The sequence below is a fragment of the Microcystis sp. LE19-41.2A genome (genome assembly GCF_027530405.1).
In the GTDB taxonomy this organism is placed as follows: domain Bacteria; phylum Cyanobacteriota; class Cyanobacteriia; order Cyanobacteriales; family Microcystaceae; genus Microcystis; species Microcystis aeruginosa.
This window is the reverse complement of the sequence record NZ_JAPZQJ010000502.1, coordinates 1-9515: the sequence shown is the minus strand read 5'-3', so window position 1 is coordinate 9515 and position 9515 is coordinate 1. Positions and strand designations below refer to the sequence as shown.

The 9515-nt window shown below is 44.2% G+C and carries 7 protein-coding genes and 5 pseudogenes; 5 read left to right on the top strand and 7 right to left on the bottom strand.

The genetic code is table 11. The features are described 5' to 3' along the window. Positions 1–207 (top strand): annotated as a pseudogene (locus O9290_RS21035) (hypothetical protein); the annotation flags it as partial. Here the strand turns inward: O9290_RS21035 and O9290_RS21030 are convergent. Continuing rightward, positions 170–337 (bottom strand): hypothetical protein, encoded by a 168-nt coding sequence (locus O9290_RS21030; protein WP_002801704.1) that lies wholly within the window; start codon positions 335–337, stop codon positions 170–172. The pseudogene O9290_RS21035 and the gene O9290_RS21030 sit on opposite strands and share 38 nt — an antisense overlap. Before the next feature lie 191 nt (positions 338–528). Between O9290_RS21030 and glmU the strand changes: the two genes are divergently transcribed. Further along, complete coding sequence (gene glmU, locus O9290_RS21025; protein ID WP_288059853.1) at positions 529–1881, top strand: bifunctional UDP-N-acetylglucosamine diphosphorylase/glucosamine-1-phosphate N-acetyltransferase GlmU; 1353 nt, start codon at positions 529–531, stop codon at positions 1879–1881. A gap of 302 nt (positions 1882–2183) precedes the next feature. On the opposite strand, the pseudogene O9290_RS21020 reads toward glmU, so the two are convergent. Beyond that, positions 2184–3734 (bottom strand): annotated as a pseudogene (locus O9290_RS21020) (DUF3370 domain-containing protein). 107 nt (positions 3735–3841) lie between these two features. Beyond that, positions 3842–4039, bottom strand: a pseudogene (locus tag O9290_RS21015) (ISAs1 family transposase); the annotation flags it as partial. A 207-nt stretch (positions 4040–4246) separates the two neighbouring features. Between O9290_RS21015 and O9290_RS21010 the strand changes: the two are divergent. After that, positions 4247–4828, top strand: coding sequence for a thioredoxin family protein (locus O9290_RS21010; RefSeq protein WP_002756739.1), 582 nt, complete (start codon positions 4247–4249; stop codon positions 4826–4828). 190 nt (positions 4829–5018) lie between these two features. Here the strand turns inward: O9290_RS21010 and O9290_RS21005 are convergent, their stop codons facing one another. Beyond that, a complete protein-coding gene (locus tag O9290_RS21005) occupies positions 5019–6269 on the bottom strand; it encodes an FGGY-family carbohydrate kinase (RefSeq protein ID WP_002756740.1) in 1251 nt (416 codons plus the stop codon). Between the two features lie 2 nt (positions 6270–6271). Here O9290_RS21005 and O9290_RS21000 point away from each other — a divergent pair, with 2 nt between their 5' ends. Together O9290_RS21000 and O9290_RS20995 are read left to right on the top strand one after the other, a co-directional pair. Continuing rightward, on the top strand, positions 6272–7330 hold the full coding sequence (locus tag O9290_RS21000; protein WP_288059845.1) for a tocopherol cyclase family protein: 1059 nt from the start codon (positions 6272–6274) through the stop codon (positions 7328–7330). 93 nt (positions 7331–7423) lie between these two features. After that, positions 7424–7699 (top strand): hypothetical protein, encoded by a 276-nt coding sequence (locus tag O9290_RS20995; protein WP_002756745.1) that lies wholly within the window; start codon positions 7424–7426, stop codon positions 7697–7699. Here the strand turns inward: O9290_RS20995 and O9290_RS28295 are convergent. The 3 genes and pseudogenes from O9290_RS28295 to O9290_RS20975 all read right to left on the bottom strand — a co-directional run. Further along, a pseudogene (locus tag O9290_RS28295) lies at positions 7696–8768 on the bottom strand (cell envelope biogenesis protein OmpA). The gene O9290_RS20995 and the pseudogene O9290_RS28295 sit on opposite strands and share 4 nt — an antisense overlap. Positions 8769–8814: 46 nt before the next feature. Then, positions 8815–9102, bottom strand: coding sequence for a DUF5132 domain-containing protein (locus O9290_RS20980; protein WP_288059855.1), 288 nt, complete (start codon positions 9100–9102; stop codon positions 8815–8817). A 94-nt stretch (positions 9103–9196) separates the two neighbouring features. Further along, positions 9197–9515: pseudogene (locus O9290_RS20975) on the bottom strand (ISAzo13-like element transposase-related protein); the annotation flags it as partial.

Sequence of the window (9515 nt, the reverse complement as noted above, 5' to 3'; positions counted from 1 at the left end):
GGGGTTATAAGGGATGGAACCCTTATATAGAAAGGCATTTGGCGATTTTTGTCAATTATTTTTGATCTAGAGCGAACTAATCAATTAAGTCTCTTGCCAGATAAGGATTTAGTCGATTTATGCCCCCCTATCGAACCATACCAGGTAACGAAGAACCGGGAAATTTTCTTTAATTTAGGTTTTGATTCTCTTGGTTTTTGCGCTTGAGGTTTTGCAGTTGTTGCAGCAGTACCTCGATTTCCGCTTCTAGATGCAGGTATTTCACCTGTTGGTCAGCTTGGTAGGTGGTGCGAATCTGTTTCATGGCGGAGGATTCCTTAGTTAGTACAGTTGTCATAGCGGTATCTATAGAGTGCTGATTATGTTTAATTGTTTCAATTTGTATATAGTACCTTAACAATGTCTTAAAGAAAACCTTTTTATGGTAGTTTCTCAACTGGCACAGGATGAAAGAGGGGAAAAATTCTTGCAACCAAGGGGATCGGAGTGCGATATACTCAGTCGCGAACGATATTGGCAAGCATGACCATGGTAGCGGTAGCAATTTTAGCGGCGGGTAAGGGAACCCGAATGAAGTCCAGTCTTCCGAAAGTTTTACATCCCCTCGGCAGTCGCTCGCTAGTGGAACGGGTGCTTAATGTCAGCGAATCCTTACATCCCCAGCGAAAACTGGTGATTATCGGTTATCAAGGGCAACAGGTGCGAAATACTCTACAGCATCTCGATGATATCGAATTTGTTGAACAAAAGGAACAGTTAGGCACTGGCCATGCTATTCAGCAGTTAATCCCCCATTTAGAGGACTTTCAGGGGGATTTGTTGGTCTTAAATGGCGATGTTCCCCTATTGCGTCCCGAAACCTTGCAAAATCTTCTCCAGATTCATCAAGACCATGGTAACGCTGCCACCCTCTTAACTGCTAACCTCCCTAACCCGAAAGGTTACGGTCGAGTTTTTTGTGATGGCAATAATCTCGTTAAGCAGATTGTGGAAGAAAGAGACTGTACCGATGCCCAACGACAAAACCACCGGATTAATGGAGGCATATACTGCTTTAATTGGTCAAGATTAGCGGCTATACTGCCTAATTTAACCCCCAATAACGATCAAGGTGAGTATTATCTCACGGATGTGGTCAATTTTCTCGATCCCGTCATGGCCGTGGATGTGGAGGACTTTTTAGAAATTAGCGGCATTAACGATCGCAAACAATTGGCCGCCGCCTATGATATCCTACAAACTAGAGTCAAAGATGATTGGATGGCCGCTGGAGTCACCATAATTGACCCCGATAGTGTCACCATTGAGGATACTGTCACCCTCAGTGCCGATGTGATTATCGAACCCCAAACCCATCTGCGCGGTGAGACGATAATCGCTTCTGGTTGTCGTATAGGTCCTGGGAGTTTAATCGAAAATAGTCGGATAGGCAGCGATGTAACCGTCTTATTTTCGGTGATTTCTGATAGTCAGGTGGATTCTGGTTGTCGCATCGGTCCCTACGCTCATTTGCGCGGAGAAGCGAAAATTGGGGCTAATTGTCGAGTCGGTAATTTTGTTGAAATTAAAAAAAGTAGCATCGGCAATAAAACCAATATTGCCCATTTATCCTATCTGGGAGATGCCACTTTAGGGGAAAAAGTGAACGTTGGTGCGGGAACAATTACTGCTAATTACGATGGCGTGAAAAAACATCAAACTCTGATCGGCAGTGGCACAAAAACTGGGGCAAATAGTGTTTTAGTGGCCCCTTTAAAATTAGGAAAAAATGTCACCGTGGCTGCGGGTTCAACTATCACTAAAAATGTCCCCGATAATGCTTTAGTTATTGCTCGCGAAAGTCAGCGTGTGATCGAAAATTGGGCAGATCAGTTTCAGTAGGTTAATTCCGGGATTTAAGGCAAGAAAACTGTTGCTAAATTCCGAGATTAGAGTCAAGATAAACGGGGAGGGAAAGAAAGAGGGGTTGAGTACCATTCAACCCGCGTTGCTGATTTGAGATATGAATCTTCTTTTGTGGGATTTTTAAAACCTAGACCCAAACTAACTTTTGGATGGGTGCAAGATTGTCATTCATACCTTGATTCAGCAACGCCCTTTTTTTTGCTTCCTCTCAGATTAACCCCTGTCAGTTCGCCGTAACAGACAAGGCAGTCAGTGATTTTTGTCTGTTGCAATTTATTTTAATTTTCCAAAGTCTTAATTGTAACCACCTGCGGCGGTGTAGAATCAGGTGGATAAATAACATCTAATTGTACTTTTAGTTGAGTTCCTGGTTTTAAATCTAGTTTTAATAAAGGATCTAAAACCTGCCCTGTTCTATGCCATAAATGTACATAACGGGTTTGTTGTTTACCTTGATCATCGCTATATTTTAAACGCACTGTACCACGGAAAAAGGGAAAGTCTAATGATGGTTTTCTAAATTTAATTCCTTTTTCAGATAGTCTATCTTCTTTTAATGGAGTTTCTAAAGTGATGCTAACTGTCTGATTTTTATTAGTGTTATTAGTTAAAGGTATGTTGAGTTGATATTCTACCCCATAGTTACCATGTGCTTCGTAAGCAGTATCAGGATACCGCACTAGCATTTTTGCGGTTTGGCTTTGTTCTGTTCCTAACCTTCCACCCCGTAAGTTGGCTATGGGATAAGAAATAATTTTACCTGGTTCGGGAATAGTCAGGGTTTGGGTTTTGGTGTTGTCTGTGAGGTTTGCTTTCCATGTTGCACCTTCGGATATACCTGCGACTCTGCTGTAAATTAATTGACCTCCTTTTGCATCTGGGGGTGTGGGGGTTTTATCTCTTGGTCCTGCAAAGTTACCGTTATTTAATAAGTCTTGCCATTCTTTTAATGGGGGTGCGCGCTCGCTACCATCAGCATTTTTTTTCGCAAACATGGCTCAACTCGCTGCATAAATTTTACCACTGCTATTTAATCGGAAAAAACTGGATCTCCCATTGACAGGTTTTTCTAAATTTCTGACTGGGATAGGATGGTTTAATAACATTTGACTTCCCCCAGCAGCAATGACTATTCTTGCTGGAAATTCTTTTTGACGTACTCCCCGCAAAACATCCGCTACTGCTCTTGCACCTGGTCCAGAAAATGCTTTACCATCGTTATTTTCTATGTAGGGTTGCAAGGTGACAAACGGTGCTTCTGTCATTAAATAACTCGCACCTTGTAAAATGTTAATAGTGATAGGTTTTTTACTGGGATTATGTAAAATTACTCCTATATATAAGGTTTGTAAATCCTTGGGATTGTGGGTATAATGATGAGCAAATAAATCAAATCTGCCTTGAATGGGAAAGTTTAAATGTGCGGCTGGAACTTTTTTGTTATTAGGTGTAAAAGTAGAAAGTAGAATACCTTCATTTTTGATCCACTCTGGACTGTTGCTATTAAAAACAGGTATTTTATCTAAACTACCAGGTAAAGGGCGCACTTCTCCAGTTTGTACAATTTCTTGGGGTGCTGGTTTTGCAGGTGTTTGGGCGTTTACTTGATTTTTCTGATGATAGCTATTGAAAGTTGTACAGCCAATAGTTTGAGTAATCGCTAATCCTGATATGATGATGAATACAGGTTTGAGGATGTGGTTTTTTGCTTGCAAAGTTCCCATAATTTTATTTTTCCAGTAAGTTTGCCATTTGCCAGTTTGCCGTTTGCCGTTTGCCGTTTGCCAGTTTACCAGTAAGTTTTCCAGAATGTTATGAACTGGATACAATGTATGGAAGGTTAATTTCTGATTTTCTGTAATGTGTGTAAATTGAAAGCAACTCAGTCATTTCGACTCAAGAGTTCGATAAATGGATATACTCATTGAATCTACTAATGACTTAAACGGCGCAACAGATCTAGGTTTTCCGCTCCATACCCCAGACGAATCCCACTGGCATCTTCATTAAATGTAATATCGAGTACCCAATGGAGACTATTTTCAATACTCCAATGTCTGCGAATCACCTCGGCGTGTTTTTGGGCATCTGCTGCTAAACTACTGATGAAGAGGCGAATTTCTGTAGTAGTTTTATTCCACAATTAGCGGACACTGCGAACTATGACTACTGCAGCTCTAACCAGTAATTTAGATAGGTCAATGGCTTATCAGTTCACTGATTACTGTTTACTGTTTACTGTTTACTGTTTACTGATGGTGTCTAAGGATTAAATTTGCGCAATGAAGCATGAAATGCTATAAAAATCTCAGTCCTCCCTATAGAAAAGAGTATAAACTTTATGGCACGCACCGAGTCCACAATGTTAGATCTGGGGACAAAAGCCCCCAGTTTTGCCTTACCCGATGTGGTTTCGGGTGAAACTATCTCTCTGGACAGCTTTGCGGCTAAAACCGCTCTGTTAGTCATCTTCCTCTGTGAACATTGTCCCTTTGTTAAACACATTCAAGAAGAACTTACCCGTCTAGGTCGCGATTATGCTAACACCAATCTGGGCATCCTCGCAATTAGTTCTAATGACGTGGAGAAATATCCCGATGATTCGCCCGAAAATTTGAAAAAAATGGCGATAACCCTTGACTTTAAATTCAATTTATGCTATGACGAAAGCCAAGAAGTGGCGAAAGCTTACACGGCAGCCTGTACTCCCGATTTTTTCCTCTTTGATAGTCAGCGGATTCTAGTCTATCGCGGTCAATTGGATGATAGTCGTCCTAGTAATGGAATACCGGTGACAGGCAAAGATCTCCGCACCGCTATTGACAAGGTTTTAGCCGGTCAACCGGCGCCGACGGACCAAAAACCCAGTTTAGGCTGTAATATCAAATGGAAACCGGGTAATGAGCCACCCTATTACGGTTAATTAACGAAGGGTGTAGGGTGTAGGGTGTGGGGTGTGGGGAAGTGGGGAAGTGGGGAAATGGGGAAATGGGGAAGCTGTCTCATCACCCTATCGCTCCAAAACCCTATCACCCTATCTCCTGAATACTGACTCCTGACGACCGACTCCTAACCCCACCAACAAACTTTTTCAGCAAGCCCTACTTATGAGACTATTTCAATAGCGTAACCGATTGCTGTGCTAATAGGGCAGTACCATAGGCCGCTTGCTCCTGTTTAGATAAAAGCACAGGAACCCCTAAATGACGCTGACGAATTATTCTCCAAGTCGAATTTTTTGCCCCACCACCGGCACTATAAACTCGCTCTAATTTATTGGCTCCCAATTCCTGTAAACGCTGATAACCTAAAGCTTCAATGCGGGCAATACTTTCTAGTAAACCATGCAAAAATTCTCGAGGATTATCGGGGCGAGGAGTCAGTTTTGCGGGTAAAAAAGGATCATTAATGGGAAAGCGCTCGCCCGCTTTTAGTAGAGGATAATAATCTAAATTACTTTCTTTTTGTCCATCTATTGCTAAACTATAATTTCTCAATTCTTGATCAGAAAAAAACTTCTTTAACACTGCTCCTCCCGTATTGGATGCCCCACCAGTTAACCACAAATTTCCTAAACGATGACTATAGATGCCATAGTTACTATCATCAACTTTCTGGCTACTTAATAATTTTAAGACTAAAGTTGAACCTAAAGATGTCACTGCATCCCCTAAAGAATTAGCACCACTGGCTAAAAATGCCGCTATGCTGTCGGTGGTTCCCGTATAAATTAAACAATCTTTCGGGATAGCAAAACGAGTCACTAAATCCGGTTTAATAGTATCGATCGCTGTACCCGGGGCAAAAATTTGCGGTAATAAATTAAACATCGGTAAATTCTCTAACCAATCGGGATAACAGAGATTTTCAAGATCATAACCTAACTTTAAGGCATTGTGATAATCACTAATTCCCAGTTTACCGTGCAGGAGAAATGCTAACCAATCCGCTTGCGAGAGAAAATAACGCGCTTGCGAAAAAATTTCTTGTTCACTCCACCAAAGTAATTTAGCTAAACTGGAGGTAGCACTAATCACGGGATGGTGAGGGGGTGCTATAGCTTTAATTGCTTCTAAAAAGGCAATTCCTCGCCCGTCATTGTATAATATTGCCTCAGAAAGAGGATTACCCCAATTATCACATAATAACACCGTCGAGGAAGTACCATTAATCGCGATCGATTTAAGTTCTGAACGCACCGAATCCCCTAGATTATCCAATAAATAAAATAGGGCCTTTTGCCAATCCTGAAAATTGGCATCGGTGAAAGGATAATGAACCTCAGCGACGATATTTTTGCTAGAATCAATAGCAATCGCTCGCGCTCCCGATGTGCCAAAATCAATACCTAAAGATAAACCCATAGATGTCTTCACAACCCCCTCATTCTGGCTACCATTGGGATGGTATCACTCCCCGATTCTTTGAAGGTTGGTACTTCCGAGTCATGATTCCGCAATTAGCCGACGGATTCGCCTTTATGTATTCTATTCAAGACCCAAGGGGCGGTCAAGTCAATAGCGGCGGAGCGGTACAAATTTTAGCCATAGAATCTAATTATCTTTGTCGCACTTTTCCCGATACGGATAAATTTTGGGCAAGTCGTCAGCAATTAGCCATTATCCATTGGGGAAAAACTAACTTAAAAATCCGTCCCCGTCTGCTTTCCCCGTCAGATTTTTTTGAGTCTGTTCGAGAAGGTTATCAAGCAACGGCACACCAGCAGCAAGGACGAATTTATGATCCTGTCACTGGAGAAATCTGTCAATGGGATTATTGCGTTGAAACTAGGTACACTTGGGGAGATAACAAGCGTTTACCCCAAGCAACAGCAGGAATATTATCTTATTTACCGATTTTTGACCCAGGTTGGCAGATTTTAACTGCTCATGGTTTAGCAACAGGAATGATTACCTATGGGGGAAAAAATTACCAATTTGAGAATGTACCTTTTTATAGCGAGAAAAATTGGGGTTATTCTTTCCCCGAAAAGTGGTTTTGGATTAATTGTAATGCTTTCCCTGAAAATCCCGATTTAACCTTAACCGCAGTGGGTTCTACCCGGAAAGTTCTCCACTGGACGGAATCGGTGGGAATTATCGGTATTCACTGGCAAAATCGCTTTTATAAGTTTTATATCTGGGATTCTCAACTAACTTGGACAGTGCAACCCTGGGGATACTGGGAAATGAGGGCAACCAACGAGGATTATACCATTGTCTTAATCGGGATCAGTGATCATCCTCCCGATCGCGTGCGTGTACCCACAGAAAAAGGTCTCTGTTTTGCTTGTCAAGATACCCTCAAAGGTAAATTGTCGATAAAATTGGCTGATAGTCGTGGTAAAACCATTATAAATGCTTCTAGTGGTCTAGCTGGTCTCGAAATTGGCGGTATTTGGCCATCAGCATGGATAAAACGGTGAGTTAAATCACCATTGCGACGGGAGAATATCACTCTATTCTTGATTGATCGGTATTAACATAGAATCAGTTTTTGATCGCTAAAAAATTGCTTCATGAACCAACCTTCTCTCAATTTTGTTGAGAAATTAGTGATAGCAGAAGTGCAGGAACAGTTAAGGAATTTACCGGCTTCTTTTCGCAAATATCGCTCGGAGATTAAAATTGATCGAGTCATGAATAATGCTATTCAAATTCTGCCGCGCAGTTTCAAAACTTTGGAGAAAAAATATCACGACTATCACACCCGAAGATTAAGAATAACTTCAGCCACTCAGCAGCAAGAGCGATCGGTACGAAGATCAGGAGCAAGAGCAAAAATTTGTTTTTAGCTGACATGGGGGAGTTCCTCTTGAGCGTCTTGGGGTAGTTGAGGAGGCGAACTCGGTTGAGGCTGAGATGTCCAGTCGATTTTCTTGCCAGCGGTCTCGCGTAGCGAGCGCGTTGCGAGCGCTCCTAAGCTCCGACCGATCTCTGCCCCCGCTGCACCGGCGACTAATTTGCCGATCGCCCCTCCGACCAAAGCACTTCCTGTTTCCCCGACAAAACTACTCCCTGTCTTGATCGTCCAATCTTTCACGTCTGTCTGTTCGGGCGAGGCTTCCTGAGACGGCTTTCCTTGCTGCTCGACTTGTTGATTTAAGGCAACTGCCGTATCTTCTCCTAACTGTCCCCCCAAAACCCCTCCAGCCAGAGCGCCTACCATGCCGCCCGCAGGCCCAGCGATTACCGTACCCAGAATTGCGCCCCCCGCAGTCCCCAGGGTTTCACCGAGCTTCTCGCCGCTTTTCTTGCTGAGGTGTTCTGCGATCTCGATCGGATTTGCTCCCGCCTGAGCCTTGTCCGGCTCGGGGCGGAAAATTTCGTGGGTGACATCATAGCCTAACTTTGCTCCGGTGGTGCTGCCAGCAAAAGCGCCCACTTGAGCACCCAAAACCGCCCCCCCGGTCCAAGCGCCGAGCCGATCGCCCCGCCGATCATTCCACCGGCCACTTGTCCCGCCGACATCCCTAGAAAAGCACCACCCACGGCCGCTGGATGCACTGCTTGGCTGATCTGGCCAGCGATTTGCCCGGTAGCTGAGACGACGGACTCTGCGGTTGCCGTTGCCGTTTGCAGGGCGGTTTGCCCGACTTGATTGGCTTGTTCAGCCAAGGGTTTGACCGCCGACCCAGCCGTTTCCAGGAGAGCTTGGCCTGCATCTTGGGTGACTTTGAGGAGGGGGTTAGCGGCTTCGAGAACGGAGTCGCTTGCTGCTTGCCATTGCTGGGCGGCTGCTTCGCCTGCGGTTTTTGCCGCCTTCGCTATCTGGTTCGCCACTTCGCCAGCAGCTGCTAGGAAATCGGCGGGATTTTGAGTAACTTGTTCCCCTGCTGAGGCTGATGAATCTGGATTGGCCATTACCTCTATCCTCCTGAGATTACCCCGGAGCTACCGGGTTGGGTCATTATTCGGCAATTTCCACTTCTGTGGGTGCCTCGGGCTTGGCTGAACTCTTGGCAGTCCTAATTTCTGCCTCGGCTTCTGCTACCAGATCATTCCAGGACTCACTGGCTTCAGCCACAGTTTCTTGCACCTTCTCAAACGTTTCTAGTCCCCATTTAATGCCACTTTTGGTGAGGTCGCGGCCGGAGTCTGCTAGAGACTTTCCTACCTCTGGATTACCCAAAGCACCAATGAGAGGGGCGAGAGCCAGGGCTGCCGCCCCAACGCCCAGCGCCGCCACTGGCTCGATGCCTAAGGGACTTGCGTAAAAATAAGATGCCAGCTAGGAGGGTAGAACCGTCACATCCCATTTGGGCAAAGTTTCAGAACGCTGCGTTGAAAGGTTGCAATTGTTCTAATTCTTTAGTCAAAACCTTCACCCCTTTTTCATAAGTTCCTTCTACCAAATGCACGCTTAGGCTTTATGCCCTTCCAAGTCATGTTAGAAGCCCAATTAAGAGCCGCATCAATTGAATCTAAAATTGCCCCATTCCAATAGTTCTCTAAGACGGCCCAACACCGTTCAATGGGATTATATTTACTATGGTAAGGTGGGTAGTAAATGAGCCGTATTTGCCACTGGGTTTTTTGGGCAAATTCTACCATTCTTTTGATAAATTGAGTGCGGTTGCTGCGAGTGGCGGCTCCTCCATCTAAATCAAT